Here is a 25717-nt window from a genome sequence, read left to right on the forward strand (position 1 = left end):
GGTGACGCCAAAGCCTTCTCAAACCCCGCCCTTGGGCGGGGTTTTGCTTTATTTGCACATTGAAAACTGCCTGTTCAAAGGAGTCTGACTGGATCATGAGCACCAAGCCTTCCCTCATCCTCACCCGATTGGACGTACAACGTCTGGAGCGTCTGATCGACAGCCTCGACGAGAGTACGCCGGGTGTGCTCGCCCTGCAGGACGAGCTTGACCGCGCCGAGCAGGTGGTCGGTCACGAGGAAGTGCCGGCAGGCGTGGTGACCATGAACTCGCGGGTGCACTGCCGTGAGGAAGCCAGCGGCAAGGACTACCACCTGACACTGGTGTACCCCAAGGATGCCGGGCCGGAAGGCAAGGTCTCGATCCTGGCGCCGATTGGCTGCGCCTTGCTGGGGCTGTCGGTGGGCGAGCAGATCGACTGGCCGGCACCGGGGGGCAAGACCCTCAAGCTGAAGCTGCTGGAAGTGGAGTACCAGCCGGAAGCAGCGGGCGATTACGACCTGTAAGGGCCAGGGGCCGCTTCGCGGCACGATTGCAGCACAAGGCTGTTCCACAGTGGTCTTGTGCTGCGAGTTCAGGCGCCCTGCGCCAAAACCTGTTCCAGCCCCTCATTCAAAGCCTGCTCCAGCACCCGCTTGTAGCTCAGGTAGATCTGCGTTGCCCCAAGCCGGTCATCCAGCAGCTCGGACAAATCCAGGTCGGTGATATAGCACCGGTACTGCTCTGCGCCACGGCGCTGACCGATGATCTGCCGGGCCACCACCGCATACAGCTGCTCACCATGTTCCAGTTCGGAAAACTCCTGCTGGTCGCAGTACAGCGTCACATGCGCCACACCCGCCACACCGGCCTGGATAATCGCCTGTACCTCATAGTAAGGCTGGTCACTGCCCTCGGCCGGGGGCAGGCGCGCCTCGATGCTGCGTGCCTTGCCTGGGCCGGTGGGCAACAGTTGCGCGAAGTGGATATCCAGCGAGGCGGGCCGCAGGCTATCGAGGGGCAGGCGTGCATCGCGGCGCATCACCACCGAGCGCAGAAAGCGTTGCAGTGGCAACAGCAGATGCGCTTCGTCATGCAGCGGCAGGCGTTGTTGCCACAATGCGTTGTATTCATCCAGCACATACACGTCGGCCCAGCCGCCCTGCAGGCGGTAGAACACCTGAATACAGGCTGGCCGGCCTTGCTCCAGCACCAGGCGCAGGTCGTGATCCTGCAGGGCATTGGCATCCAGGTACAGCGGGCTGTAGGCGCTGCGTTCTTCGCCCAGGTAGGCCAGTAGCGCCTCATGCTCGGCCAGGGTCGTCAGGCTGACATGCTCGGGCAAAAGCTCCAGCACATGGGTGTGTTGGGCCACTTGTAGCAGGTAGCGGTGGTGGAGCCCTTGGTCCCGCAGCAGCTGCACTGTGTCGAAAATTTCCTCTACGCGCTGGCCGATAGGCTGGGCGCGGCTTTGGCAGAAGCAGCGTACCCGCACCCGTGGCCGGTGGCCGCGCTGCGCCGGGCTGTTGAGGAAGTCGCGCAGGCAGCGCACCAGCGCGTGTTCGCCGTCATAGCGCTGGACCAGCACCTCGTTCCAGCTGTTGACGGTGACCTGGTCCAGGGTCAGCACCAGGTTTTCGCGCACGCCAGCGTAGCTCAACGCGTCGGTGCGCTCTGTGGTCATCAGCACGTTCAGGTCGCGGTGGTGGCGCAGCGGGTCGACGCCGACGTTGACCAGCAACAACACTTCATCGGCAACGCTGGGCTGCAAAAGGCGCACTTCGCTGACGGTCGGCAAGGGCAGGGGGATACTTTGCCGCAGACAGCCCAGCAGGTTGAACAGCTCGAACTCCCCGAGGTCGCTGGCCCCTGGATGCAGTGCCATGCGGGTACTGCTGTCGATCACCCCGTTGCGATGGGCCCAGGTCAGCAGTTCGAGTAGCTCACGGCAGCGCTTCATCGGGCTGAAGTGCTCTACCTCATGGGTGCTCAGGTTGCCGCTGTACAGCTCCCAGTGGTAGCTGCCCGGCTCCTTGCGGTTGGGTGCCTGGACCAGCGTCAGGGTGTCTTCGGCGAGGTCAGGGGCGATGCCGGGGTTAATCACTTCGACCTTGCCGGCGCGGCGCTCGAAGGCGGCGTACAGGCGCCGGCCCAGCACATTGAGATCGCGCTGGTCGGCGCGGCTGCTGGCGTTCTGGGTGCGGGCGAACTGGCTGAGGAAGCGATAACTGAGGTTAAGCTCGGCCACCAGCTCACGCCGCTCGACGGCGACCTGCTGCACTTTCCATTGGCTGCGGCTGTCCAGCAGGGCCAACTGGCGCTGGTCCCAGCCCCACTCGTCGGCCAGGCGCTGCAGCAGCCGGCGTTGCCAGCCATGGCTGCGGCCCTGGTCGCTGAGCTTCTTGTTCACCTTCAGGTACAGGCTGCGTCTTACCAGCTCCAGGCGCGCGGTTTCGCCGCGTTGCAGCAGGTAACGTTCGATGCGCCGGTAGACCATCACGTAGGGGTCCAGCTCGTCGAGGTCGAGCTGGTTGGCAAACACTGCCTGCTTGTAGTCCAGGCTCAGGCAGCGCACCGCAGGGTGTTCGCTGGCGTAGGCTTCGGTCAGCAGCAGTTTGAGCAGCGATTTGTAGGGCGAGTCGATGCCTTTGAACAATTGCCACAGGCCCGCGCCGACGAACTCACCGGGCGGAATGTGCGCCAGGTTGCCGAGGTCAAGGGCTTCCTGGCTGCGGATGAAGCGCTTGGACAGCAAGGTCTGGGTGTAGCTGTAATAGTTGTGCTCCTCGTACACCGGTACCAGCCACCACAGCGGCGTGCGCCCGGCCAGCCACAGGGTGGTGCGGTAGAACTCGTCCAGCAGCAGGTAATGCTGGGTGGTGCCGCAGTCGTCGGAGCCGAGCTGGCCATCGCGCTGACCCTGGGCGAAGCCCTGTGTGTCGATCAGGAAAAAGTGTGCTTCGGCGCCCAGGCTTGCCGCCCAGGCCTCCAGCAGCTGGCACTTGCGGCGCAGCTCACCCAGCAGCTGTTCGGGCAAGCCGGGTGCATGGCACACCCACAGGTCCATGTCGCTGTGCTCGGCCTGCGCCAGCGAGCCCAGGCTGCCCATCAGGAACAGGCCGTGGATCGGGCGTGGCGGGTTGCCAAGCTGTGCCTTGTAAGTGAACGAGCGGGCCAGGCGTTGGGCATCTGCCACCAGTTCGGCGCTTGGCTCGTAAGCCGATACGCCCGCGGGGGTGCTGCCGGAGACGTAACCCGGCAATAGCGGGTGGTTCACGTGAAACAGCAGCGGCAGCAATGACAGTACCTGTTGCTGGCGCGTTGACAGGCCTTCCTTTGCCCGCTGCAGTCGGCCCTGGTTCAGATGCAGGAAGCGCGCACGCAATGTCGCCAGGACCTTGCGGTCGATGCCTTCGTCCAGGTCAGGGCGGATTTCGTGAGGGTGGTTCATTGCGCGCTCGGGCAGGCCATTGAAGCTGTGGCGAGTTTAGCCTGAGTGGCGGGGTCGGATAAGCGGTAATTGAAATTTTGGCGCCATTTTTCCAGCGCTCGGCTGCTCCAGCTTTCGCTGCGCTTCAGGCATGATGGGCGCAGTGAGTTCATGTAGAGAGTGTCCAATGCGTGTATGGATCGATGCCGACGCCTGCCCCAAGGCAGCCAAGGATCTGATCGTCAAGTTCGCCCTCAAGCGCAAGTTTGAGGTGGTGATGGTGGCGGGGCAGGCGGTGGCCAAGCCAGCGTTCGCGATCGTGCGCCTGATCGTGGTGCCCAGCGGCATGGATGCGGCCGACGATTACATTGTGGAGCACGCCGTGCCGGGCGAGCTGGTGATCTGCAGTGACGTGCCGCTGGCCGACCGCCTGGTGAAAAAGGGCGTGGCCGCGCTGGACCCGCGTGGGCGTGAGTTCGACGAGCGCAACATGGGCGACCGCCTGGCGGCGCGCAACCTGTTCACCGAGCTGCGTGAGCAGGGCCAGGTGGGGGGCGGGCAGGCGGCCTATGGCGAACGTGAGAAACAGGCGTTTGCCAATGCACTGGACCGGATCATTGCCCGGCTCTCGAAAGGCTGACAGATTCTTGTAGGCGACAGCCCAGCCTGGCGCGGTGGATGGCACCGGCTCTGCCGGTGTTCGCGGGTAAACCCGCTCCTACAGGCGATCGCGCAGGCTTTTCAGATTTGAGCAAGACAGTTGCCCCACAGGTACCGCGTGGCCTTGAAGCCTGCGCTGGACCTGTGGGAGCGGGCATGCCCGCGAAGAAGCTAACGCAGTAACTTACGCGTGCGTCAGCTCCAGCACTCGGTCCACCAGCTTGTAGATCCCGCCCGCCGCCTCGCTGATCGACTTGGCCTCCATGTACGCCGGGGTAGTCACGAGCTTGCGCTGGGTGTCTTCGACAATGTCGTGTACATCGCATTCTTCATGGGTGCCGCCCATCTTTTCGACAGCCGCCGCAGTGCCGGCATCGCTCCCGATGGTGCAGACCACGCCCGGCCCATAGATCTTCGCCGCCAGCGCCGGCGAGATGCAGATCAGGCCAACGGGTTTGCAGGCGTCGGCGAAGGCTTCGGCCAAAGCCAGCACGTCTGGGTTCACGCTGCAATTGGCGCCTTCCACGGCAAAGTTGGAGAGGTTTTTTGCTGCCCCGAAACCACCCGGCACGATCAGCGCATCGAAGTCTTCGGCCTTGGCCTCACGGATATCCTTGACCTCGCCGCGGGCGATGCGCGCCGACTCCACCAGCACATTGCGCGATTCGGGCATTTCTTCGCCGGTCAGATGGTTGATTACATGCATCTGTGCGATGTTCGGCGCGAAGCACTGCACCTGCGCACCGCGCTGGTCGAGGCGCAGCAGCGTGATCACGCTTTCGTGGATTTCGGCGCCGTCATACACGCCACAGCCGGAAAGAATCACCGCTACTTTTTTTGTCATGCTCATTACTCCAGTGTCGAGGCGCTAAATGTCCTCTAGTTTGGCAGATGTCGCCATAGGGATTCCTGTGGGGGCGGCCTAATCTTGGTGGATAACGCCTGAGGTCGCGCCCATGGACCTGATACTGCTGGCCGTACCGTTCTTTTTTGTGCTGATAGCCGTAGAGCTGGTCGCCGACCGCGTGCGCGGCCAGCGCAATTTCACCCTGGCCGACTCGATCAACAGCCTGAGTACCGGCGCACTGTCGACCAGTACCGGCCTGCTGACCAAAGGCGTAGGGCTGGTCACCTATGCCCTGGTCTTCGAGCACCTGACGCTGCTGCAATTGCCGGCGCAGGCAGGGTGGGTCTGGTTGCTGGCCTTCGTCCTGTACGACTTCTGTTACTACTGGCTGCACCGCCTGGGGCATGAGCGCAACGTGCTGTGGGCTGCGCACTCGGTGCATCACCAGAGCGAGGAGTACAACCTCACCACGGCGCTGCGCCAGACCAGTAGCGGGTTCATCTTCTCGTGGCTGTTCTACCTGCCGCTGGCGCTGCTGGGCGTGCCGCCACTGGTGTTCATTACCGTGGCCTCGCTCAACCTGCTGTATCAGTTCTGGGTACATACCCGGCATATTCCCAAGCTTGGCTGGCTGGAGTGGGTGTTGATCACGCCGTCCAATCATCGCGTCCACCATGCGCAAAACCCTGCTTACTTGGATCGCAATTACGGTGGTGTGTTCATTCTCTGGGACCGTCTGTTCGGCACTTTCAAGGAGGAGGACCCGGCCGAACCGGTGGTGTTCGGGGTGACCACACCGCTGGCCAGTTGGAACCCGCTATGGGCCAACCTGCAGTTCTATGCCCAGCTCTGGCATGACGCCCGGCGCACCACCAGCCTGTGGGACAAGCTGCGTATCTGGTTCATGCCTACCGGCTGGCGCCCGGCCGATGTGGCCGCACGCTACCCACAGGCCAAGCAGGACCTGGCGCTGTTTCGCAAGTTCGAGATTGCCCTGGGGCGCGGGCAACAAGCCTATGTGGCGGCGCAGTTCGTGGTTTATGTGGCCTTGGGCAGCTACCTGATGGACGTGGCCGACCGCGTGTCGGTCGCCGCGCTGGTGCTCGGCTGGTCACTGATGGCGTTTGGTTTGTTCGTGCTGGGCGCGTTGCTGGAGAACCGGCCCTGGTCTGCACGCCTGGAGTTGGCGCGGTTGTGTCTGAATGCGCCGGCATTGTACCTGGCCGGCGCCTTGGGCTTAGCGGTGGTCGCGCCGCTGGCCTGGCTTCTGCTCGTGGCCTACAGCCTGCTCAGCCTCTGGGGGCTGGGCCTGGCTCGCCGCCCTGCGCTCTGCGCGCAGAGTACGGAAGCGCCGGCGCAGCCACAGCAGGCCGCCCAGCGCCACCAGGCCGCCAAGCACCCATAGCTCGTAACGCTTGACGTTGCCCAGCAAGCCTTCGAGGATGGCGCCGAAGTGGTAGGCGGCGGCGCCCAGGGCCACTGCCCAGACGCCCGCGCCTATCCCGTTCAACAGCAGGTAACGGCGTGGCGGGTAACCCGACAGGCCGATGGCCACCGGCATGACCGTGCGCAAACCATAGACAAAGCGGAAGCTCAGCACCCAGATATCGGGGTGGCGGCGGATGTGGTCCAGCGCCCGGTCACCCATTGCCTGCCAGCGCGGCTTGCGCGCCAGGATCCTGCGCCCGTGGCGTCGGCCCATGAAGTACCACAACTGGTCGCCCGCGTAGCTGCCGAAGAAGGCCACCAGGCATACCAGATTGATATCCATGTAACCGCGGAACGCAAGGAATCCCGCAAGCACCAGAATGGTCTCGCCTTCAAAGAAGGTGCCTAGAAAAAGGGCGAAGTAGCCGAAATCCTGCAGGAATTGTTGAAGCATTTTCTGAGGTGCTGGCGAAATGAACGCGCAGCCTACCCCTTCGCGCGCGTTCGTGAAAGTGTCCAAATGTGTCTCGACGTGAACATTTCCAGCGCAGACAATGCCAGAGGCCACTTGCCACGGCTTGCCGATGTGTGTAACACGGGCGTCATAATGAGCGCTTATCTTGCCGCTCAATAGATGATAGGGCGTTAACGTCCTCAGGAACGCCAGATGAATAATGAAGTGCTAAGCCCTGTCGCGATCAAGGATGCTCAGGAGCTTCCAGAAGAGATGCTACAGACCCCGCCAGACCTGCCTCCGGTGGCCGAGCCTGTAGCGGAACAGGTGGTCGAGCCTGTGGCTCCGGTGCCCGCGCCGCCGCCGGCCATCGCCGTCCCTGGCCTGGACGACAGCAGCCTGTACATTCATCGCGAACTCTCGCAACTGCAGTTCAATATCCGGGTGCTGGAGCAGGCACTGGACGAGAACTACCCGCTGCTGGAACGTCTCAAGTTCCTGTTGATCTTCTCCAGCAACCTCGACGAGTTCTTTGAGATTCGCGTCGCCGGCCTGAAGAAGCAGATCAACTTCGCCCGTGAACAGGCCGGCGCCGATGGCCTGCAGCCGCACCAGGCGCTGGCGCGCATCAGCGAACTGGTGCACATCGAGGTGGATCGTCAGTATGCGATCCTCAACGACGTGCTGCTGCCTGAGCTGGAAAAGCACCAGATCCGCTTCATCCGCCGCCGCTACTGGACACCCAAGCTCAAGACCTGGGTACGCCGCTACTTCCGCGACGAAATTGCCCCGATCATTACCCCGATTGGCCTCGACCCGACTCACCCGTTCCCGCTGCTGGTGAACAAGAGCCTCAACTTCATAGTCGAGCTCGAGGGGGTGGACGCCTTCGGTCGCGACTCGGGTCTGGCGATCATCCCGGCACCACGCCTGTTGCCGCGGGTTATTCGCGTGCCGGAAGAGGTGGGCGGCCCGGGTGCAAACTACGTGTTCCTGTCGTCGATGATCCACGCGCATGCCGACGACCTGTTCCAGGGCATGAAGGTGAAGGGCTGCTATCAGTTCCGTCTGACGCGCAACGCCGACCTGGCGCTGGACTCTGAAGAGGTCGACGACCTGGCCCGCGCGCTGCGCGGCGAGCTGTTCTCGCGCCGCTACGGTGACGCCGTGCGCCTGGAGGTGGCCGACACCTGTCCGAAACACCTGTCGGACTACCTGTTGAAGCAGTTCAGCCTCAGCGAAAGCGAGCTGTACCAGGTCAATGGCCCGGTCAACCTCACCCGCCTGTTCAGCATCACCGGCCTGGACAGCCACCCGGAACTGCAATACACGCCGTTCACCCCGGCGATCCCCAAGCTGCTGGCGAACGCTGACAACATTTTCAGTGTGATCAGCAAGCAGGACATCCTGCTGATGCACCCGTTCGAGTCCTTCACGCCAGTGGTCGACCTGTTGCGCCAGGCCGCCAAGGACCCGCACGTGCTCGCCGTGCGCCAGACCCTGTACCGCTCGGGGGCTAACTCGGAAATCGTCGACGCCCTGGTGGACGCGGCGCGTAACGGCAAGGAGGTCACTGCGGTGATCGAGTTGCGTGCGCGTTTTGACGAGGAGTCCAACCTGCAGATGGCCAGCCGCCTGCAAGCGGCTGGTGCGGTAGTGATCTACGGTGTGGTTGGCTTCAAGACCCACGCCAAGATGATGCTGATTCTGCGCCGCGAGCAGGGCGAGATCGTGCGTTACGCGCACCTGGGCACCGGCAACTACCACGCCGGCAACGCCCGCCTGTACACCGACTACAGCCTGCTGACTTCTGACGATGCGCTCACCGAAGACGTCGGCAAGCTGTTCAGCCAGCTGATCGGCATGGGCAAGACCCTGCGCATGAAGAAGCTGCTGCATGCGCCGTTCACCCTGAAAAAGGGCATGCTCGACATGATCGCGCGGGAAACCCAGTTTGCCCTCGAAGGCAAGCCGGCGCACATCATCGCCAAGTTCAACTCGCTGACCGACGCCAAAGTCATCAAGGCGCTGTACAAGGCCAGCCAGTCGGGCGTGAAAATCGACTTGGTGGTGCGTGGCATGTGCTGCCTGCGCCCGGGCATTCCGGGGGTTTCGCACAACATCCAGGTGCGCTCGATCATTGGCCGCTTCCTCGAGCACACGCGGGTGTTCTACTTCCTCAATGGCGGCGAAGAGCAGATCTACCTGTCTAGCGCCGACTGGATGGAGCGCAACCTCGACAAGCGTGTCGAGACCTGCTTCCCGGTGGAAGGCAAGAAACTGTTGCTGCGGGTGAAGAAGGAGCTGGAAGGCTACCTGACCGACAATACCCACGCCTGGACCTTGCAGCCCGACGGGCGCTACGTGCGCAGCACCCCGACCGGCAACCAGAACCCGCGCAGCGTTCAGGCGACCCTGCTGGAGCGCCTGAGCAACCCGGTCCTCAACGTACGCTGAGGACGAAGCCGACCCGGGCCAGCCACTCCGCCTCGTTGGCGAAGTCGGCCTGGGTCAGCTGATTCTGCTCCAGCCAACCTTCAGGGAAGGCTACATCCAGGCTGTTGTCCCCGCCGTGCAGTTCTACTGTTGGCATCTGCTGGGTGCCGCGGATGTGGTGGAACAGGATGGCGAAGCGCAGCAACACGCACAGGCGCAGCAGCTTGACCCCTTCATCACCCAGTTCGGCGTAACGGTCCTTGGGAATGTTGCGGCGGTGGCCACGCACCAGCAGGGCCATCATCTGCTGATCTTCCCGGGAAAAGCCTGCCAGGTCCGAGTGCTCGATCAGATAGGCGCCGTGCTTGTGGTAGTGATAATGGGCAATGTCCAGCCCGATTTCGTGAACTTTAGCGGCCCAGCCCAGTAGATCGCGCCAGTTTCCGTCTTTCAGGTCCCAGGCATCGGCCACCTGGTCGAATGCGTGCAACGCCTTGCGCTCGACGCGCGCAGCCTGGCCCTGGTCCACGTGATAGCGCTCCATCAGCGAGTTCAGGGTGCGTTCGCGCACATCTTCGTGGTGGTGACGGCCGAGCAGATCGAACAGCACACCTTCGCGCAGGGCGCCGTCGCAGTGATCCATACGGTGCAATTCAAGGGCATCGAAGATGGCTTCGAGAATCGCCAAGCCCGCCGGGAAGATAGTGCGGCGGTCCGGCTTGACGCCGTCGAAGTCGATCTTGTCGACTTCGCCCAGCTTGAACAGCTTGCGTTTGACCCAGGCCAGGCCTTCGGCGTTGACCTCGCCATTGCCCAGGCCGCCGGCCTTGATGGCCGCGCCGATGGCGCGAATGGTGCCGGATGAGCCGATGGCCTCATCCCAGGTCAGGCGGTGCAGGGCATTTTCGATGCTCATCAGTTCCAGGCGCGCGGCAGTGTAGGCCTGGGCATAGCGGGCCGGGGTGATCTTGCCGTCGCGGAAATAGCGCTGGGTAAAGCTCACGCAACCCATCTGCAGGCTTTCGCGCAGCAGCGGCTCGAAGCGCTGGCCAATGATGAATTCGGTACTGCCGCCGCCGATGTCGGCCACCAGGCGCTTGCCGGGTGTGTCGGCCAGGGTGTGCGACACGCCCAGGTAGATCAGGCGCGCCTCTTCACGGCCGGAGATGACCTCCACCGGGTGGCCGAGGATGGCTTCGGCGCGCTGGATGAATTCGTTACGGTTGCGCGCTTCGCGCAAGGCGTTGGTGCCGACGATGCGCACGGAGCCTGCCGGCATGCCGTTGATCAGCTGGGAAAAGCGCTTGAGGCAATCCAGGCCTCTTTCCATTGCCTCTTCACTGAGCATGCGCTCTTCGTCGATGCCTGCGGCCAGTTGAACCTTCTCGCCGAGCCGCTCAAGGATGCGGATTTCGGTATGGTGGGCCTTGGCCACGACCATGTGAAAACTGTTGGAGCCAAGGTCGATGGCGGCGATCAGGGACAGGTTCTTCGCGATGGTATGCGGCATGATCTGGTTGTTCTCGGTCGTTAACCTGGCAATCGTGCCACGATAGCAGGCTATCGCCAACGCGTGACACTCAGCCGTTGTACTGGCCTTGATGCAAGGCAATGTGCCATTCGATTCTATGACGGCCATATGACAGTTTCGATTCGCGGCGTCTTGCGCAACTATAGTTACACTCAATCGTCCGTGGCTTCCTGTCCGGCGTAGGTGCGGCTATCATGGGCCACGTTTTTTGCTTACGACCCTGGAGATATCCATGAGCAGCGATCTGATCAAACATGTCACCGACGCCTCCTTCGAAGCCGATGTCCTGAAGGCCGAAGGCGCGGTACTGGTCGACTACTGGGCTGAATGGTGCGGTCCATGCAAGATGATCGCTCCGGTTCTGGACGACATCGCTTCCACCTACGAGGGCAAACTGACCGTCGCCAAGCTGAACATCGACGAGAACCAGGAAACCCCGGCCAAGCACGGTGTGCGTGGTATCCCGACGCTGATGCTGTTCAAGAACGGCAACGTCGAAGCCACCAAGGTTGGTGCACTGTCCAAATCGCAGCTGGCCGCATTCCTCGACGCCCACCTGTGATGTGAAAAGGCCCCGCAAATGCGGGGCTTTTCTTTTTCAGAGCACTAGACGCAGAAAAAAGCAAGTGTTACATTCGGCCTCGCACTGCTTTTCCAGTGCCCTCTACATGCCGTCGCCGAAGCATCCCTAATTCGAATCAGTACGCGATCCTGTCGCCATCCAGCGGCGCGGCCTCATTAAGCCAGAAGCTTAATTCTCCCTTCTTACATGATTACGTCATTCCCCTTATGAACCTGACTGAACTCAAGCAAAAGCCGATTACCGATCTTTTGGAAATGGCCGAACAGATGGGCATCGAAAACATGGCCCGTTCGCGCAAACAGGACGTGATTTTCGCCCTGCTGAAGAAGCATGCGAAAAGCGGCGAAGAGATCTCGGGTGACGGCGTGCTGGAGATTCTCCAGGATGGTTTCGGTTTCCTGCGTTCGGCTGATGCGTCCTACCTGGCCGGCCCAGACGACATCTATGTCTCGCCCAGCCAGATCCGCCGTTTCAACCTGCGTACCGGCGACACCATCGTCGGCAAGATCCGCCCACCGAAGGAAGGGGAGCGTTACTTCGCCCTGCTGAAGGTCGATACCATCAACTTCGACCGCCCGGAAAACGCGAAGAACAAGATCCTGTTCGAAAACCTGACGCCGCTGTTCCCGAACAAGCGCCTGAAGATGGAGGCCGGTAACGGCTCCACCGAAGACTTGACCGGTCGCGTCATCGACCTGTGCGCCCCGATCGGCAAAGGCCAGCGCGGCCTGATCGTTGCCCCGCCGAAAGCCGGTAAGACGATCATGCTGCAGAACATTGCGGCCAATATTACCCGCAACAACCCCGAGTGCCACCTGATCGTCCTGCTGATCGACGAGCGCCCGGAAGAAGTGACCGAAATGCAGCGCACCGTGCGTGGCGAAGTGGTTGCTTCCACCTTCGACGAGCCGCCAACCCGCCACGTGCAGGTTGCCGAGATGGTGATCGAGAAGGCCAAGCGCCTGGTCGAGCACAAGAAAGATGTGGTTATCCTGCTGGACTCGATCACTCGACTGGCACGTGCCTACAACACCGTGATCCCGAGCTCCGGCAAGGTGCTGACCGGTGGTGTCGACGCCCACGCCCTCGAGAAGCCCAAGCGCTTCTTCGGTGCTGCGCGTAACATCGAGGAAGGCGGTTCGCTGACCATTATCGCCACTGCGCTGGTTGAAACCGGCTCGAAGATGGACGAAGTGATCTACGAAGAGTTCAAGGGCACCGGCAACATGGAGCTGCCGTTGGACCGCCGCATTGCTGAGAAGCGTGTGTTCCCGGCCATCAACATCAACCGCTCCGGCACCCGCCGCGAAGAGTTGCTGACCGCTGACGACGAGCTGCAGCGTATGTGGATTCTGCGCAAGCTGCTGCACCCGATGGACGAAATCGCTGCCATCGAGTTCCTGGTCGACAAGCTCAAGCAGACCAAGACCAACGATGAGTTCTTCCTGTCGATGAAGCGCAAGTAAGCGAGCGTTTCAGGCTGGATTGATTGGGGCCGCCTTGCGGCCCTTCGCGGGCAAGCCCGCTCCTGCACAGGTCATTGCGGCCCTTGTAGGAGCGGGCTTGCCCGCGAAGGGATGCATAGCGGCCCCAATGCATTTTCACCCCCAAACAAGGCCCGAACGGCGCTACACTCTGCACCCCGACCGATACGGCCAACACGAGGCTCCTGCATGCAGTATCGCGACTTGCGCGACTTCATCCGTGGCCTGGAACAGCGCGGCGAGCTCAAGCGCATCCAGGTACCGATCTCCCCCGTCCTGGAAATGACCGAGGTCTGCGACCGCACCCTGCGCGCCAAGGGCCCGGCATTGCTGTTCGAAAAGCCCACCGGCTTCGATATCCCCGTGCTGGGCAACCTGTTCGGTACCCCGGAGCGGGTGGCCATGGGCATGGGCGCCGAGTCGGTCAGCGAACTACGGGAAATCGGCAAGCTGCTGGCCTTCCTCAAGGAGCCCGAGCCGCCCAAGGGCCTGAAGGACGCCTGGTCGAAGCTGCCGATCTTCAAGAAGGTCGTGTCGATGGCGCCAAAAGTGGTCAAGGACGCGGTGTGCCAGGAAGTGGTGGTCGAGGGTGACGATGTCGACCTTGGCACGCTGCCGATTCAGCACTGCTGGCCTGGCGACGTGGCGCCGCTGATTACCTGGGGCCTCACAGTGACCCGGGGCCCGAACAAGGACCGCCAGAACCTGGGCATCTACCGCCAGCAGGTGATCGGCCGCAACAAGGTGATCATGCGCTGGCTCAGCCACCGTGGCGGCGCCCTCGACTACCGAGAGTGGTGCGAGAAGAACCCCGGCCAGCCGTTTCCGGTCGCCGTGGCCCTGGGCGCTGACCCGGCGACCATTCTCGGCGCCGTGACCCCGGTCCCGGACACCCTCTCCGAGTACGCCTTCGCCGGCCTGCTGCGGGGCAATCGCACCGAGCTGGTCAAGTGCCGTGGCAGCAACCTGCAGGTACCGGCAACCGCCGAGATCATTCTGGAAGGGGTGATCCACCCGGGCGAAATGGCCCCGGAAGGCCCGTACGGCGATCACACGGGCTACTACAACGAAGTGGACAGTTTCCCGGTGTTCACTGTCGAGCGCATCACCCACCGGCAAAAACCGATCTACCACAGCACCTACACCGGCCGGCCGCCAGATGAGCCGGCCATTCTCGGCGTGGCGCTGAACGAAGTCTTCGTGCCGATCCTGCAGAAGCAGTTCCCGGAAATCACCGACTTCTACCTGCCGCCGGAAGGCTGCTCGTACCGCATGGCGGTGGTGACCATGAAGAAACAGTACCCCGGCCACGCCAAGCGCGTAATGCTGGGTGTGTGGTCGTTCCTGCGACAGTTCATGTACACCAAGTTCGTTATTGTCACCGATGACGATATCAACGCTCGTGACTGGAACGATGTGATCTGGGCCATTACCACGCGCATGGACCCCAAGCGTGATACGGTAATGATTGACAACACTCCGATCGACTACCTGGACTTTGCGTCACCGGTGTCGGGGCTGGGTTCGAAGATGGGCCTGGACGCTACTCACAAGTGGCCGGGCGAGACTACACGCGAATGGGGCCGGGTCATCGTCAAGGATGAGGCCGTCACCCGCCGTATCGATGAGCTGTGGGATCAGTTGGGAATAGATTGATGCAGGTAACGTTGCAGCCGTCCGGGGCGGTGCTGGCGCTTGAACCCGGGGAAAGGATCCTGGATGGAGCACGGCGGCTGGGCTATGACTGCCCAAACAGCTGCCGCAATGGCAATTGCCATGTTTGCGCCGCGTTGTTGGTTGAAGGGCGGGTTCGCCAGGATGGCGAAGTCCGCGACCATGGCGAGTTGTTCACCTGCATTGCCGAACCGCTGGAGGACTGCGTGTTGCTCTGGGACGGTGTGCTTGCCTTGGGCGAACTGCCAGTGCGCAAGCTGGCGTGCAGCGTCAGTGAGTGCGTCGACGTCGGCGGCGACGTCTGGCGGGTGCGCCTGCGTGCGCCTGCCGGCAAGCCTCTGCGCTACCACGCGGGGCAATACCTGATGATCGAACGTGAGGGCGGCAAGCAGGCAGCCTTCTCGCTGGCGTCCGCGCCACATGCCGGGCGTGAACTGGAGCTGCATGTGCTGGCGCGTGAGCCCAGTGCGGTGCAACTGATCGACCAGCTCAGGCGAAATGGCCTGGCGCGCATCGAAATGCCGTTTGGCGACACCCATCTGGCCGAGCTGCCTGACGGGCCGCTGGTGCTGATTGCCGCTGGCACCGGCATGGGCCAGATGCACAGCCTGGTCGAGCACTGCCGGGCTCAGGGCTTCAAGCACCCGGTACACCTGTACTGGGGGGTGCGCCGGCCGGAGGATTTCTATCAGATCGAACACTGGGACGAATGGCAGCGCCTGCCTAACCTGTTCCTGCATCAAGTGGTCAGCGACCTGTGCGGCTGGGAAGGTCGCTGCGGCATGCTGCATGAAGCGGTCTGCGAAGACATTGCCGACCTCAATAGCGTGCATGTGTATGCCAGCGGCTCACCGAACATGATCTATGCCACGCTCGACGCCCTGGTCGAAGCCGGTATGGATGCGCACCGCATGCGTGCCGATGTGTTTGCCTACGCGCCGCGCGGTTAATAACCGAAGTTTGAAAGTGTCGGTATAAGGCGGTAATTGTTACCGCCTTGGCCAATAACTTTCACCGCTGCTGAAACAGTACTTCCCAATCGTCGGAGCCGCGTATGAAACGCGTGCTCAAAGGCTTGAGTATTCCTGCAATTCTGGCCTATGGTTACTGCAAGCGCCCTTGGTACAGCGGTCTGGGGCCGCAGCGTAATCGAATCTCGCTACATCCGTAGTTCACAGGAATAATGGCGGCAGCTTATGTCGGCACTTGAAAGTATGTCTTGGGAAGTTTCATACCCTCCGGCACTCGATTTCGGTCAGCAACATACTCGCGAACAGTTGTTCAGCTCCATGAAAACAACCATGTCCAGGCACCAGGGCGGGCCGGTGTGGCTGTTTGCCTATGGCTCGTTGATCTGGCGCCCGGAGTGCAATTCGGTGGAGCGCCAGCGCGCGCGGGTACATGGCTATCACCGTGGCTTGTACCTGTGGTCGCATGAACATCGCGGTACCCCGGAAACGCCCGGCCTGGTGTTTGGCCTGGACCGCGGTGGTTCCTGCAGCGGCTTTGCCTACCGGCTGGATGAACGCAACCTTGACGACTCACTGATGGCCTTGTGGCAACGCGAGATGCCCTATCCGGCCTACCGGCCGCACTGGCTCAACTGCCGCCTGGGCGATGGTAGCAAGGTGCAGGCCTTGGGCTTTGTACTGGAGCGGCATCTGCCGTGCTATGCCGGCAACTTGCCGGATACCTTGCTCAGCCAGATCCTGGCCAGTGCCAAGGGGCGTTATGGCACCACGCGGGACTATGTCGAGCAGACCTTGAATGCACTGCGCAGTCACCAGATGCCCGATCGCAACCTGGAAGCGCGATTCAGGCGTTGCCACAATCTGCGCGAAGTCTGAGCAACCTGTTCCGGCCTCTTCGCGGGTAAACCCTGTAGGAGCGGGTTTACCCGCGAATACGGTGTTGGCGACAACGGTGAACGGCGGGTGGAATTGGCCGGCAGGCCCGCCCCTTTCGCGGGTAAACCCGCTCCTACAGGCGACCGCGCAGAGGCCCGTACTGCCTTACCTGGCCAGCACCACCAACTTACCCACAGCCTGCCGTTGCCCCAGCTTCTCGATAGCAGCCCCGGCTTCTGCCAGTGGATAAGTCCGCGACACCAGCGGCTTCAACTTGCCCTCGGCATGCCAGGCAAACAGCTGGTGGAAGTTGGCTGCGTTGTCCTCCGGCTGGCGCTGGGCAAATGCCCCCCAGAACACGCCCAGTACCGCCGCGCCCTTGAGCAGCACCAGGTTGGCCGCCAGTTGTGGAATGCTGCCGCTGGCAAAACCCACCACCAAGAGCCTGCCATTCCAGGCCAGCCCGCGCACCGCTTGTTCGAACAGCTCGCCACCGACCGGGTCATAGATCACGTCCACGCCCTGGCCGCCGGTCAGGCGTTTGATTTCTTCGCGCAGGTTGGCCTGGCTGTAGTCGATCAGCTCATCCGCCCCGGCAGCCTTGGCCACGGCCAGTTTCTCGGCACTGCTGGCCGCCGCGATCACCCGCGCGCCCATGGCCTTGCCGATCTCCACCGCCGCCAGGCCCACCCCGCCGGAAGCGCCCAGTACCAGCAGGGTCTCGCCGGCTTGCAACTGGCCACGCTGGCGCAGGGCGTGCATCGAGGTACCGTAGGTCATGCCGAAGGCCGCAGCGGTGGTGAAGTCCATGCTTACCGGGATCGGCAGAACGTTATAGAACGGCACCGCCACTTGCTCGGCGAACGCACCCCAGCCGGTGAGCGCCATGACCCGGTCACCTACCTTGAACGCGCCGGCCTTTTCGCCGACGGCGGCCACCACGCCCGCTGCCTCGCCACCTGGAGAGAACGGCAGCGGTGGCTGGAACTGGTACTTGCCTTCGATGATCAAGGTGTCGGGAAAGTTGACCCCGGCAGCCTGCACGTCCAGCAGGATCTCGTTCTTCTTCGGCAGTGGGCTGGCCACTTCTTCCAGCACTAGGTTACGCGCCGGACCCAGGGTTTTGCACAACACAGCTTTCATCGGGGCTATTCCTTTGCGGGTAGTGGCCGATAAGTGTAGGAGGGCCGCTTGGCAGGTCAACGAGCATGGCCCGCCCTGATGGGCCGGCATAAGCCCGGGCTTGGGTTTGAGCGGTGTGCTGGGTAAGCTGGCGCCAACTGTATTGAGGAGCGAATTCGTGAAAGCGTGGATCATGATGGTGCTGGCGCTGCTGCTGCCGGCTGCGGCCATGGCCGAGGAAGCCAAGGAAGGGGTGCCCAAGGTCGCCTACATCAGTCTGAGCCCGCCCTTCGTTGGCAACTATGCGCTCGACGGCAGCCCGCGGCTGCGCGTGTACAAGGCTGACGTGGCCCTGCGCGTGACGGGCGACGAAGCGGCCAAGACGGTGAAGCACCACGAACCGCTGATCCGTAACCAGCTGGTGGCACTGTTCACCCAGCAGACGGTGGACAGCATGAGCAACGTCGAGGCCAAGGAGCATCTTCGCCAAGAGGCGCTGAAACAGGTGCAGCAGGTGCTGGAGGCGGAAGAGGGCAAGCCGATCGTTGAAGACTTGCTGTTCAACAACCTGATTGTGCAGTGACCTGAAACAGTGTGAGGTCCATCACTGGTAAGTCGGATTGAATCCAGGCTTACCCCGTGTGTAGGACCCTTCTGTCTTTCCTGTAAGCCATGCTGGGCCAAGTGCGACATGATCTACACGGTGGCTACCTCCAGATTGGACAGATGTCGGGTCAAATCGCGGCAAGGAAGTGGTCGGGAATACATGACCTTTAAAATGCGGCCAGAGCATTTCGCCGCCGTGAGGGCTGCAGTTGGCTTTACGCTGGGTTTCACACATCCAGCAACAGAGCGGTCTGTTGTCAATGTTACGCTCGATGCGTGATAATCAGCCTGTTCCCGCAAGGGGCTTGTAAGACTCTGAGGATCCTGGTTCGACCAGCAATTACAGAGCCGGGCAGGTATATGGCGATGACAAGTCGACCTGTCTGTGAGTAGGGCGCCGAAAGGCGCCCTTTGTCTTTGTGCAAGTTTTCCAATTTTCGGCGGACGCTCGCGCATGCTTTCAAGACGCCAGGCTCCGACGAAACCGCACCAGCGCCACGCTGAAGAACACCAGGCCGATCAGGCCCAGCGCCAGGATATCCGGCCATACCACCGTCCACCCGGCATCCCGGAACAGGATCGCGGCACTCAGGCTGACAAAGTGCGTTGATGGTGACCCTTGCATCACCCACTGCAGCCACTGCGGCATGCTGTCCAGTGGCGTGCTGCCGCCGGACAGCAACAGCATCGGGATGATCACCGGGATCGCCAGCAGGCCGAACTGCGGCGTCGAGCGCGCCAGGGTGGCGAGGAAAATGCCCAGCGATGTACTGGCGAACAGGTACAGCGCGGTCACGGCCAGGAACAGCCCCATCGAGCCAGACAGCGGCACGCCCAGTGCACCTTTGACGACTACCACCAACGAAATCCAGGTGCAGATCACCACCACCAGCGCGTTGCTGCCGATCTTGGCCAGCATGATCTCCAGCGCGGTCAGCGGCAGCACCAGCAGGTGGTCGAGGGTGCCATGCTCACGCTCGCGCAGCAGCGCGGTGCCAGTGAGGATGATCGCCAGGATGGTGATGTTGTTGACGATCTGGATCACGGCCAGAAACCAGCCCCCCTCCAGGTTGGGGTTGAACAGCGCCTTGGGGTTGATCAGTACCGGGCTTTGCTCGTTACCACGCTGGCTGTAGTCGAGCAGCTCACGCTCGAAGATGCGGCCGATGTAGCCGGCGCCCATGAACGCTTGGCTCATGGCCGTAGCATCGACATTGATCTGCAGTTCCGGCGAGCGCCCGGCCAGCAGGTCGCTCTGGAAGTTCACCGGCACGTTGATGACGAAGGTGTATTGGCCGCTGTCCATGGCCTGGTCCAGGCGCTGCGGAGGTAGCGGCACGGCTGGCTGGAACTCGGGCGGTTGCAGGGCTTCGCTGAGCTTGCGCGAGAGCAGGCTATGGTCTTCATCCACCACCGCCACGCTGGCGTTGTGTACGCCGATCACCGAGCCGGCTGCCGGCATGTAGATCGCCACGCTGAAGGCATATAGCAGGAACAGCAGCAGGACGCTGTCATGGCGCAGGCTGGTCAGTTCTTTCAGGCCCAGGCGCAGGGTGTGGTTCAGGCGCGACATGTCAGGCCTCCTGCTTTTTCAGCATTGCCAGGCTCAGGCCGGTGAACGCGGCAAAGAAGCTCAGCAGAATCAGGCACTGCGGCCACAATTCGCGCAGGCCTAACGCCTTGGTGAAGGTGCCGACTGCGATGTCGAGGAAGTAGCCCGCCGGGAACAACTGGCCCATCACCGCTGCCGCGCCGTCCAGCGACGAGCGTGGCACGATCAGCCCGGAAAACTGGATGGTCGGCAGGCTGGTAATGATCATGGTGCCAAGAATGGCGGCGATCTGGGTGCGGGTGAATGCCGAAATCAGCAGGCCCAGGCTGGTGGTTGCCAGCAGGTAGGCCACGCCGCCACATGCCAAAGCCAGTACGCTGCCCTTGAGCGGTACGGCGAACAGCCAGCGGTTCATCGCCACCAGCAGCGCCAGGTTGACCAGGCTCACAGCCAGGTAGGGCATCTGCTTGCCAAGCAGGAATTCCAGGCGGGTGAGGGGTGTGGCGTAGAAGTTGGTGATGGAGCCGAGCTCCTTCTCGCGCACGATGCCCAGTGCCGTGAGCATGGCCGGAATGAAGGCCAGTATCAGTGCCATCACGCCCGGACCGATGGCGTTCACGCTGACCACATCCTGGTTGTAGCGGAAACGCGTTTCCAGGCGCACCGGGTCCTGGCGTGGCTGCGGTTGTGGGCTGACCTTTGCCAGTTGCTCCAGGTTGGCCTGGTGCACGGCTTCCACGTAGTTGCGGCTGGTTTCTGCGCGGAACGGCATGCCACCGTCGAGCCAGGCAGCCACCACCGGCTGGCGCCCTGCGTACAGGTCGCGGCCAAAGCCGGGCGGAATCTCCAGTGCCAGTTTGATTTCCGAGCGTTGCAGGCGCTGGTGCAGCTCGCTGCTGTCGCGGATCGGCGCCTGTTCGGCAAAGTAGCGTGAGCCACGGAAGGCTTCGAGGTAGGCACGACTTTGCGGGCTCTGGTCCTGATCGTGCACGGCAAAGGCGAGGTTTTCCACATCCAGTGAAATGCCGTAGCCGAAGATCACCATCATGAACACTGCACCCAGTAAGGCGAAGGCCAGGCGCACCTTGTCGCGCAGCAGCTCCTTGCCCTCACGGCCGGCCACTGCCAGCAGGCGGCGCAGGCTGAAGCCCTGGCGTAGCGGTAGGGTGGGGGTGGACGCCTGTTCCAGCACGCTGCTGTCGGTGGCGGTTGGCGCCAGTTCCTGGGCCTGTTCCAGGCAGCGGACGAACGCGTCCTCCAGTGTGTCGCCCTGGTACTGGTGCTGCAGGGCATCGGGCGTGTCGCAGGCCAGCACCCGCCCGGCGTGCATCAGGGAAATACGATCGCAGCGCTGGGCTTCGTTCATGAAGTGGGTGGAGAGGAAAATGGTCACGCCCTGCTCGCGGGACAGCTCTACCAGCAGGCGCCAGAAGTCGTCGCGGGCGGCCGGGTCGACGCCGGAGGTCGGTTCGTCGAGGATCAACACTTCCGGACGATGTAGAACCGCCACTGCCAGCGACAGGCGCTGGCGCAAACCAAGGGGCAGGGCGCCAGACGGTTGGTCGGCGATAGCTGCAAGGTCGAAGCGCTCGATCAGCTCATCGATGCGCTGGGCGCTCTCGGCTTTGGGCAAGTCGAACAGGCGGGCATGCAGGGCCAGGTTCTGCCGGGTGCTGAGCTCGCCATACAGAGAGAAACTCTGCGACATGAAGCCGACCCGCTTGCGTGTGGCCAGGTCGCTGGCGTCCACCGGGCGACCCAGCAGGCTGGCGCTGCCCTCGCTGGCCGGCATCAGGCCGGTAAGCACTTTCATGGTGGTGGTCTTGCCGCAACCGTTGGACCCCAGGAAGCCGAAGATCTCCCCGCGACCAATGGCGAAACTGACCTTGTTCACCGCTGTGAAGTCGCCAAAACGCAGGGTCAGGTCGTGTGCCTCGATGGCGACCGGGCCGTCCGTGGCTTGGCGCGGCGGGATTGCCAGTGGTTGATGCTGCGCCTTGCCCGCGCCCTGGTAATGGGTAAAGGCGTCATCCAGTTTGCCGCTCGGGGTGACTGCAGCCAGTTCGTGGCTAGGGCCGGCGGCCAGCAGCCGGCCGCCATCGAGCATCAGGCAATGCTCGAACTGTTCGGCTTCTTCCATGTAGGCGGTAGCCACCAGCAGGGTCAGTTGCGGGCGTTGTGCGCGAACCTGTTCAACCAGCTCCCAGAAGCGCCGCCGCGACAGTGGGTCGACGCCGGTGGTCGGCTCGTCCAGGATAAGCAGGTCTGGCTCGTGGATCAGCGCGCAGCAAAGGCCCAGCTTCTGCTTCATGCCACCCGACAGCTTGCCGGCCGGGCGCTGGGCAAAGCGCTGCAGGTCGGTGGCCTGCAACAGATTGGCCATGCGCTGCTCACTCTCGCGGCGGCCCAGCCCGAACAGGGTGGCGAAAAAGCGGATGTTCTCGCTGATCGACAGTTCCGGGTACAGGTTGTTGCCCAGCCCCTGCGGCATGAACGCCACTTTGGGGTAGAGCGCCGTGCGATGGCGGCGTTGGCGGATCGAGCCGCCCAGCACCTGCAGCTCTCCCTGCTGTAGGCGTTTCACGCCGGCGATCAGCCCCAGCAGTGTCGATTTGCCAGCCCCGTCAGGGCCGATCAGCGCGCAGCGGGTGCCCACAGGCAGGCTGAAGCCTAGAGGGTGGAGGGCTATCAGGTCGCCGTAACGGTGGCTGATGCCTTCGGCCAGCAGTGCCGGGGCGTTCATTGCAGGTTGGCCGGCCAGTCCACCTCAGCCGTGCGTACATAGCCGGCGCCTGGCATGCCTGGTTTGGCTTGCGGCACGGCGCCCGGGTCGCTCAGGCGCAGTTTGACCCGGAACACCAGCTTTTGCCGTTCGTCGCGGGTTTCCACCTGTTTAGGGGTGAACTGGGCCTTGGCTGCGACAAAGGCCACCTTGGCCGGCAGCGCGCGCTCGGGCAGGGCGTCGAGCACGATGCGCGCCTGGTCGCCTACGGTCAGTCGGCCGCTGGTGGACGCCGGCAGGTACAGGTTCATGTACTGGTCGCTGGGGTCGATCAGCATCAGCACACGACCGCCGGCACCCAGCACTTCACCGGGTTCGGCCAGGCGCAGCTGGATGATGCCGTTGATGGGCGCACGCAGGCTGCTGTCGTCGATTTCACTGGTGAGCTGCGCCACTTGAGCTTCGGCGGCGCCAATGGCGGCCTTGATCGCTGCCAGTTGGGCGCGGGCAGCCACTACTGCTGCGTTTGCCGTGTCAAAGCGCGCCTGCTGTTGGTCGAGCAACTGCTGGCTGGCGAACTTGCGCTGGAAGATTTCGCGTACGCGCCTGAGCTCCTGGCTGGCCAACAGCAGTTCACTCTGGCGCAGTTGCACGCTGGCCTGGGCGGCGGCGTAGTTTTCCCGGGCGCGCAGCACTTCGGCTTCGGCCTGGCTGCGCTGGGCTTCCATGGTGCGGGTGTCGATGCGCGCCAGTAGCTGGCCACGGGTCACGTTGTCGCCTTCATCGACCAGTACTTCGGCCAGGCGACCGGGGATCTTGCTGGCGATCTGCACTTCGGTGGCTTCAAGGCGGCCGTTGCCCATGCTCAGGCCTTCGGGCAACTGGTCGTGGAGCGACTTCCAGTACCCCAGCCCGCCGGCTGCAGCGAGCAGTGCGATCAGTGCAGTGGCGAAGATTCTAGGGGCATATCGGTTCATCGTTCTGCATCCTTGCGGTCATGCACGGTACATCATGCCTGGCGGCCATGTGTGGCGTGTTGATATCGGTCAAGCCCTTGACCTTAGCTGCCTATTCAGCGCAATGCGACAATCACCGCCCATTGCTCGGGCGTTACCGGCATGACCGACAGGCGGCTGCCTTTCTGCACCAGCGGCAACTCGACCAGACCGGCCTGCTGTTTCAGTCGCCCCAGTTCCAGCACCCTTGGGAAAGTTTGTACGTGGGCCACATCCACCGCGCTCCACGGGTTCTTGTCGGTCGTGGCCTTGGTGTCGTGATAATGGCTTTCAGGGTCCAGCGCGGTCGGGTCGGGGTAGGCTGCGCGGGTGATTCTGGCAATGCCGGCGATGCCGGGTTGCGGGCAGCTGGAGTGGTAGAAGAAGAATTCGTCACCCACGCTCATGGCCCGCAGAAAATTACGCGCCTGATAGTTGCGCACGCCGTCCCAGCGCGCTTCACCCAAGCGTGCAAGGGCTTCGATGGAGAGCTCGTCGGGCTCGGATTTCATCAGCCAGTAAGCCATGAATGCTGCTCCTGAAAAGGTTTGAAATAACCTGTTGCACGAAACCGACAGCCGGTTGGCGTCAAGGTTTGCGTGCGGACGCATGTTGTCGGAAAATGCGCCCCGTTTAAAGCGCGTGCGCCGGCGGTACCCAGAATATCGCCGAGTACTGAACAGTTTGCCTGGGGGGCAATCTTCGATGAATCAACGTAAAAAGCCGGATCTGCTGTGGATCCTGGTGTTCATTTTTGGCCTGGGTGTGGTCACTACCGGTTATGCGCAAGGCTTCTGGGAGCGCAAGCTGGACAACGCCTATCAGATGCCGGTCGACGCCAGCCAGCCACAACGTTGATACCCCCCCGCTGGCGCCGCTCAACGTGGCGCCAGGTACCAGCCACGGTCCGAGACCGTGCCCTGCAGCGGAACATCCCAACTGGCCTGCGCCAGCCGCTCGACCTTCTGGCATTCATGCGCCAGCCCCAGCAGCAACGGTTTTTTCCAGGTTTGCCGACGCGCCTGGTAGGCCAGGCTGCGATCATAGAAGCCACCGCCCATACCCAGGCGGCCGCCCACTTCGTCAAAACCGACCAGCGGTAGCAGAATCAGGTCCAGCGCCCAGATCGGCCGCTGGCGTTTGCGATCGATAATGGGCTCTGGAATACGAAAGCGGTTGGGCTTGAGCTTCTCACCCTGCTCAAAACGCTGGAACACCATGCGCGTGCGCGGCCAGGCATGCAGCACCGGCAGGTAGATGCACTTGCCGCGACGCTGGGCTTCGCGCATCAGCAGGCGAGGGTCGATTTCACCGTCGTTGGGCAGGTACAGGGCAATGTGGCGGGCGCGGCGGAACAAGGGGTGTTGCGCCAGCTGGCGGTACAGGCCGAGGGTGGCCTGGCGTTGCTGGGCAGGGGTAAGGGCGCGGCGGGCATTGCGAAGCAGGCGACGTAGCTGGGGGCGGGTGAGCGGCACGTTTTCGGTCATGGCACGGGCGATCCCAGATGTGCTGGCTTTAGTACGAACAGTGCCTGCGGGTGAATCGTCGTACAAAGCTTGAATAAAGTCGGCCAAAACGAATTGCCCGCCGGTGGGCGGGCAAGAAAATTCAGGCTCCCCGATAAGACCGCTATCGGTGTAGCCCTTGAACCCGAAAGTTCAAGGTGGAGATTGCAGGGGGCGTTAAGGCTTTCCGTCGGGCGGACATGCACACCGGCCCCAGCGTGCAACCCCCGTGGTTGTGCGTATCGGCTCAGGGACATAACCGACTGGCGCATCCCCCAGGGAGTGGCGCCAGTATACCAATCTCAGCCGATTTTGGTATCCGTGTCGTCGGACAAAGCCTTATCTACCCGATCCAGCAGGTCGCGCACCTGTTCGCGGTTCGTGCCGGTGACTGGCGCGTCGTTGCGGTCTTCCTGGCGGTGCAGCATTTCGTGGGTAATGTTCAACGCTGCCATGACCGCGATGCGGTCGGCACCGATCACCTTGCCGCTGCTGCGAATTTCGCGCATCTTGCCGTCCAGGTAGCGCGCAGCGCTGACCAGGTTGTTGCGCTCTTCCGGCGGGCAGATGATCGAGTATTCCTTGTCGAGGATCTGCACGGTGACGCTATTGCTTGAACTCATGAGTCTTGCTCCAGAGCCTTGAGGCGTAAAATCATCGACTCGACTTTGCGCTTGGCGATCTCGTTCTTTTCGATGAGGTGGGCGCGCTCTTCGCGCCAGGATTTTTCCTGAGCTACTAGGAGTGCATTTTGCCGTTTTAGTTGCTCGACGCGTTCGATCAGCAACTCGAATCGGCTCATCAGTGCCTGCAGGTCGTTCTCTTGCGTGGGTTGCACTCGATTCGCTCCGTCGTTGACTCA

Annotated in this window: 22 protein-coding genes, 1 other RNA gene and 1 pseudogene; 11 read left to right on the forward strand and 13 right to left on the reverse strand. The window is 62.5% G+C overall.

All coding sequences use genetic code 11. From position 1 onward, the window contains the following. Positions 1-95: 95 nt before the first annotated feature. On the forward strand, positions 96-506 hold the full coding sequence (gene rnk, locus QYE47_RS01510) for a nucleoside diphosphate kinase regulator (protein ID WP_003253652.1): 411 nt from the start codon (positions 96-98) through the stop codon (positions 504-506). A gap of 68 nt (positions 507-574) precedes the next feature. Here the strand turns inward: rnk and QYE47_RS01515 are convergent, their stop codons facing one another. Further along, on the reverse strand, positions 575-3430 hold the full coding sequence (locus QYE47_RS01515) for a class I adenylate cyclase (RefSeq protein WP_014592811.1): 2856 nt from the start codon (positions 3428-3430) through the stop codon (positions 575-577). 166 nt (positions 3431-3596) lie between these two features. Here QYE47_RS01515 and QYE47_RS01520 point away from each other — a divergent pair, with 166 nt between their 5' ends. Next, complete coding sequence (locus QYE47_RS01520; RefSeq protein WP_014592810.1) at positions 3597-4049, forward strand: YaiI/YqxD family protein; 453 nt, start codon at positions 3597-3599, stop codon at positions 4047-4049. A 204-nt stretch (positions 4050-4253) separates the two neighbouring features. Here QYE47_RS01520 and elbB read toward each other — a convergent pair whose 3' ends face one another. Further along, complete coding sequence (gene elbB, locus QYE47_RS01525; protein ID WP_041167111.1) at positions 4254-4913, reverse strand: isoprenoid biosynthesis glyoxalase ElbB; 660 nt, start codon at positions 4911-4913, stop codon at positions 4254-4256. A 112-nt stretch (positions 4914-5025) separates the two neighbouring features. Between elbB and QYE47_RS01530 the strand changes: the two are divergent. Beyond that, positions 5026-5652: pseudogene (locus QYE47_RS01530) on the forward strand (sterol desaturase family protein); the annotation flags it as partial. 501 nt (positions 5653-6153) lie between these two features. On the opposite strand, the gene QYE47_RS01535 reads toward QYE47_RS01530, so the two are convergent. Continuing rightward, positions 6154-6798 carry a DedA family protein gene (locus QYE47_RS01535; RefSeq protein WP_080771103.1) on the reverse strand — a complete coding sequence of 215 codons (645 nt, stop codon included), beginning with the start codon at positions 6796-6798 and terminating at the stop codon, positions 6154-6156. A gap of 213 nt (positions 6799-7011) precedes the next feature. Between QYE47_RS01535 and ppk1 the strand changes: the two genes are divergently transcribed. Then, entirely contained in the window at positions 7012-9255 is a 2244-nt protein-coding gene (gene ppk1 / locus QYE47_RS01540) for a polyphosphate kinase 1 (protein WP_014592807.1), read from the forward strand. Here ppk1 and ppx read toward each other — a convergent pair. Then, positions 9242-10744 (reverse strand): exopolyphosphatase, encoded by a 1503-nt coding sequence (gene ppx / locus QYE47_RS01545; protein WP_019437344.1) that lies wholly within the window; start codon positions 10742-10744, stop codon positions 9242-9244. The genes ppk1 and ppx overlap by 14 nt on opposite strands. A 253-nt stretch (positions 10745-10997) precedes the next feature. Between ppx and trxA the strand changes: the two genes are divergently transcribed. The 5 genes from trxA to QYE47_RS01570 all read left to right on the forward strand — a co-directional run bounded on the left by trxA (position 10998) and on the right by QYE47_RS01570 (position 16353). Next, on the forward strand, positions 10998-11327 hold the full coding sequence (trxA, locus tag QYE47_RS01550; RefSeq protein WP_003253660.1) for a thioredoxin TrxA: 330 nt from the start codon (positions 10998-11000) through the stop codon (positions 11325-11327). Positions 11328-11554: 227 nt separating this feature from the next. Beyond that, positions 11555-12814 carry a transcription termination factor Rho gene (gene rho / locus QYE47_RS01555; protein ID WP_003253661.1) on the forward strand — a complete coding sequence of 420 codons (1260 nt, stop codon included), beginning with the start codon at positions 11555-11557 and terminating at the stop codon, positions 12812-12814. A 207-nt stretch (positions 12815-13021) separates the two neighbouring features. After that, complete coding sequence (gene ubiD, locus QYE47_RS01560) at positions 13022-14488, forward strand: 4-hydroxy-3-polyprenylbenzoate decarboxylase (protein WP_003253663.1); 1467 nt, start codon at positions 13022-13024, stop codon at positions 14486-14488. Next, a complete protein-coding gene (locus QYE47_RS01565; RefSeq protein ID WP_014592804.1) occupies positions 14488-15456 on the forward strand; it encodes a CDP-6-deoxy-delta-3,4-glucoseen reductase in 969 nt (322 codons plus the stop codon). Before ubiD ends, QYE47_RS01565 begins: the two co-directional genes overlap by 1 nt. A gap of 246 nt (positions 15457-15702) precedes the next feature. After that, positions 15703-16353 carry a gamma-glutamylcyclotransferase gene (locus QYE47_RS01570; RefSeq protein ID WP_012054059.1) on the forward strand — a complete coding sequence of 217 codons (651 nt, stop codon included), beginning with the start codon at positions 15703-15705 and terminating at the stop codon, positions 16351-16353. Between the two features lie 165 nt (positions 16354-16518). Here the strand turns inward: QYE47_RS01570 and QYE47_RS01575 are convergent, their stop codons facing one another. Beyond that, entirely contained in the window at positions 16519-17496 is a 978-nt protein-coding gene (locus QYE47_RS01575) for an NADPH:quinone oxidoreductase family protein (RefSeq protein ID WP_014592803.1), read from the reverse strand. 157 nt (positions 17497-17653) lie between these two features. On the opposite strand from QYE47_RS01575, the gene QYE47_RS01580 reads away from it, so the two are divergent. Continuing rightward, on the forward strand, positions 17654-18058 hold the full coding sequence (locus QYE47_RS01580; RefSeq protein WP_014592802.1) for a flagellar basal body-associated protein FliL: 405 nt from the start codon (positions 17654-17656) through the stop codon (positions 18056-18058). Between the two features lie 483 nt (positions 18059-18541). Here QYE47_RS01580 and QYE47_RS01585 read toward each other — a convergent pair whose 3' ends face one another. The 4 genes from QYE47_RS01585 to QYE47_RS01600 form a co-directional block, all read right to left on the reverse strand. Beyond that, on the reverse strand, positions 18542-19654 hold the full coding sequence (locus QYE47_RS01585; protein ID WP_014592801.1) for an ABC transporter permease: 1113 nt from the start codon (positions 19652-19654) through the stop codon (positions 18542-18544). A gap of 1 nt (position 19655) precedes the next feature. Beyond that, complete coding sequence (rbbA, locus tag QYE47_RS01590) at positions 19656-22376, reverse strand: ribosome-associated ATPase/putative transporter RbbA (RefSeq protein WP_014592800.1); 2721 nt, start codon at positions 22374-22376, stop codon at positions 19656-19658. After that, positions 22373-23332 carry an HlyD family efflux transporter periplasmic adaptor subunit gene (locus QYE47_RS01595; RefSeq protein WP_014592799.1) on the reverse strand — a complete coding sequence of 320 codons (960 nt, stop codon included), beginning with the start codon at positions 23330-23332 and terminating at the stop codon, positions 22373-22375. The genes rbbA and QYE47_RS01595 overlap by 4 nt, the downstream gene beginning before the upstream one ends. Before the next feature lie 95 nt (positions 23333-23427). Continuing rightward, positions 23428-23877, reverse strand: a complete 450-nt coding sequence (locus tag QYE47_RS01600; RefSeq protein WP_014592798.1) for an EVE domain-containing protein — start codon at positions 23875-23877, stop codon at positions 23428-23430. A gap of 178 nt (positions 23878-24055) precedes the next feature. Between QYE47_RS01600 and QYE47_RS01605 the strand changes: the two genes are divergently transcribed. Continuing rightward, positions 24056-24208 carry a hypothetical protein gene (locus QYE47_RS01605; RefSeq protein ID WP_003253683.1) on the forward strand — a complete coding sequence of 51 codons (153 nt, stop codon included), beginning with the start codon at positions 24056-24058 and terminating at the stop codon, positions 24206-24208. 20 nt (positions 24209-24228) lie between these two features. Here the strand turns inward: QYE47_RS01605 and QYE47_RS01610 are convergent, their stop codons facing one another. The 4 genes from QYE47_RS01610 to QYE47_RS01625 all read right to left on the reverse strand — a co-directional run bounded on the left by QYE47_RS01610 (position 24229) and on the right by QYE47_RS01625 (position 25657). Then, the gene (locus tag QYE47_RS01610; protein WP_010955727.1) at positions 24229-24837 is read right to left on the reverse strand and encodes a 5-formyltetrahydrofolate cyclo-ligase; all 609 of its coding nucleotides are present in this window, start codon (positions 24835-24837) and stop codon (positions 24229-24231) included. Between the two features lie 123 nt (positions 24838-24960). After that, positions 24961-25140, reverse strand: a non-coding RNA gene (gene ssrS, locus QYE47_RS01615) — 6S RNA. Between the two features lie 17 nt (positions 25141-25157). Then, on the reverse strand, positions 25158-25478 hold the full coding sequence (locus QYE47_RS01620) for a cell division protein ZapA (protein WP_010955726.1): 321 nt from the start codon (positions 25476-25478) through the stop codon (positions 25158-25160). Further along, complete coding sequence (locus QYE47_RS01625) at positions 25475-25657, reverse strand: TIGR02449 family protein (RefSeq protein WP_029886233.1); 183 nt, start codon at positions 25655-25657, stop codon at positions 25475-25477. The genes QYE47_RS01620 and QYE47_RS01625 overlap by 4 nt, the downstream gene beginning before the upstream one ends. Positions 25658-25717: the final 60 nt, after the last annotated feature.

The organism is Pseudomonas sp. 2,4-D, assembly GCF_030418155.1.
In the GTDB taxonomy this organism is placed as follows: Bacteria; Pseudomonadota; Gammaproteobacteria; order Pseudomonadales; family Pseudomonadaceae; genus Aquipseudomonas; species Aquipseudomonas alloputida.

Excerpts from the sequence above, each read along its gene's own strand:
- QYE47_RS01625 (WP_029886233.1), bottom strand. The coding sequence starts at position 25,657 with ATGAGCCGATTCGAGTTGCTGATCGAACGCGTCGAGCAACTAAAACGG.
- QYE47_RS01515 (WP_014592811.1), bottom strand. The coding sequence starts at position 3,430 with ATGAACCACCCTCACGAAATCCGCCCTGACCTGGACGAAGGCATCGAC.
- QYE47_RS01565 (WP_014592804.1), top strand. The coding sequence starts at position 14,488 with ATGCAGGTAACGTTGCAGCCGTCCGGGGCGGTGCTGGCGCTTGAACCC.
- elbB (WP_041167111.1), bottom strand. The coding sequence starts at position 4,913 with ATGACAAAAAAAGTAGCGGTGATTCTTTCCGGCTGTGGCGTGTATGAC.
- QYE47_RS01520 (WP_014592810.1), top strand. The coding sequence starts at position 3,597 with ATGCGTGTATGGATCGATGCCGACGCCTGCCCCAAGGCAGCCAAGGAT.
- rnk (WP_003253652.1), top strand. The coding sequence starts at position 96 with ATGAGCACCAAGCCTTCCCTCATCCTCACCCGATTGGACGTACAACGT.
- QYE47_RS01600 (WP_014592798.1), bottom strand. The coding sequence starts at position 23,877 with ATGGCTTACTGGCTGATGAAATCCGAGCCCGACGAGCTCTCCATCGAA.
- QYE47_RS01585 (WP_014592801.1), bottom strand. The coding sequence starts at position 19,654 with ATGTCGCGCCTGAACCACACCCTGCGCCTGGGCCTGAAAGAACTGACC.
- QYE47_RS01595 (WP_014592799.1), bottom strand. The coding sequence starts at position 23,332 with ATGAACCGATATGCCCCTAGAATCTTCGCCACTGCACTGATCGCACTG.
- QYE47_RS01620 (WP_010955726.1), bottom strand. The coding sequence starts at position 25,478 with ATGAGTTCAAGCAATAGCGTCACCGTGCAGATCCTCGACAAGGAATAC.
- ubiD (WP_003253663.1), top strand. The coding sequence starts at position 13,022 with ATGCAGTATCGCGACTTGCGCGACTTCATCCGTGGCCTGGAACAGCGC.
- QYE47_RS01535 (WP_080771103.1), bottom strand. The coding sequence starts at position 6,798 with ATGCTTCAACAATTCCTGCAGGATTTCGGCTACTTCGCCCTTTTTCTA.
- rbbA (WP_014592800.1), bottom strand. The coding sequence starts at position 22,376 with ATGAACGCCCCGGCACTGCTGGCCGAAGGCATCAGCCACCGTTACGGC.
- trxA (WP_003253660.1), top strand. The coding sequence starts at position 10,998 with ATGAGCAGCGATCTGATCAAACATGTCACCGACGCCTCCTTCGAAGCC.
- ppk1 (WP_014592807.1), top strand. The coding sequence starts at position 7,012 with ATGAATAATGAAGTGCTAAGCCCTGTCGCGATCAAGGATGCTCAGGAG.
- QYE47_RS01570 (WP_012054059.1), top strand. The coding sequence starts at position 15,703 with ATGTCGGCACTTGAAAGTATGTCTTGGGAAGTTTCATACCCTCCGGCA.
- rho (WP_003253661.1), top strand. The coding sequence starts at position 11,555 with ATGAACCTGACTGAACTCAAGCAAAAGCCGATTACCGATCTTTTGGAA.
- QYE47_RS01575 (WP_014592803.1), bottom strand. The coding sequence starts at position 17,496 with ATGAAAGCTGTGTTGTGCAAAACCCTGGGTCCGGCGCGTAACCTAGTG.
- ppx (WP_019437344.1), bottom strand. The coding sequence starts at position 10,744 with ATGCCGCATACCATCGCGAAGAACCTGTCCCTGATCGCCGCCATCGAC.
- QYE47_RS01610 (WP_010955727.1), bottom strand. The coding sequence starts at position 24,837 with ATGACCGAAAACGTGCCGCTCACCCGCCCCCAGCTACGTCGCCTGCTT.
- QYE47_RS01605 (WP_003253683.1), top strand. The coding sequence starts at position 24,056 with ATGAATCAACGTAAAAAGCCGGATCTGCTGTGGATCCTGGTGTTCATT.